Genomic DNA, 740 nt, shown 5'->3' with positions numbered 1-740 from the left:
CAACACCCTTTCGGACTCATCATCCGTTTCTGCGCATAACAACATACATTCAGAGGTTTCACCGCGCATTTTGGCTTTGGCAAGATTACACAACACGACCACTTGTTTGCCCATCAACTCTTCCTCGGTGTAATAAGGCACTAAGCTGGTTACGGTTTGCAGTGTTTTTTCACCAATATCAATTTGCACAATATACAGCTTGTCTGCATTGTGATGACGAGCCACTTCAATGATTTTTCCGGTACGAATTTCTAATTTGGCAAAATCAGAGTAAGCGATAGTTTCCATAATTAAAACCTCAGTAAAGTTTTACTAAAAAGATAACGTTTACACTATCAGTAAGCTTAATAAATACAAGTGGTAAAGATCTCATTTCCGAAAGCAAATTCTCTATCAAATGGCACTTATTACACAGTGGGTGTTTAATACTTTCAGTCCAAATTTTTTAGCCACTAAAGGTTCTATATGGCAACGATCAAGGATGTCGCGAAAGAAGCCGGCGTTTCGGTCGCAACGGTTTCTCGCGTGATCAACAAGTCCCCAAAAGCCAGTCAATCATCGGTAGAGTCGGTCACCAAAGCAATGAGCAAATTAGGCTACAGACCCAATGCCGCGGCTCGCGCACTGGTGAGTCAAAGCACAAACACCATGGGTGTATTGGTGAGTGATGTGTCCGATCCTTTCTTCGGCACGCTGGTCAAATCCGTCGATAATGTCGCGCGCGAAAATGGCAAACATAT

The 740-nt window shown here is 42.8% G+C and carries 2 protein-coding genes; one reads left to right on the top strand and one right to left on the bottom strand.

Annotated elements, in window-relative coordinates:
* Positions 1-288, bottom strand: a 288-nt coding sequence (locus tag R7O13_RS26640) for a tRNA-binding protein (protein WP_318305179.1), incomplete at its 3' end; no start/stop codon positions are given.
* A 177-nt stretch (positions 289-465) separates the two neighbouring features.
* Between R7O13_RS26640 and R7O13_RS26635 the strand changes: the two genes are divergently transcribed.
* A partial coding sequence (locus R7O13_RS26635) for a LacI family DNA-binding transcriptional regulator (RefSeq protein WP_318305178.1) occupies positions 466-740 on the top strand: 275 nt, incomplete at its 3' end.

The sequence above is a fragment of the Vibrio sp. Y176 genome, assembly GCF_033438945.1.
The sequence above is the reverse complement of the archived record's forward strand: the minus strand, read 5'-3'. Positions and strand labels throughout refer to the sequence as shown.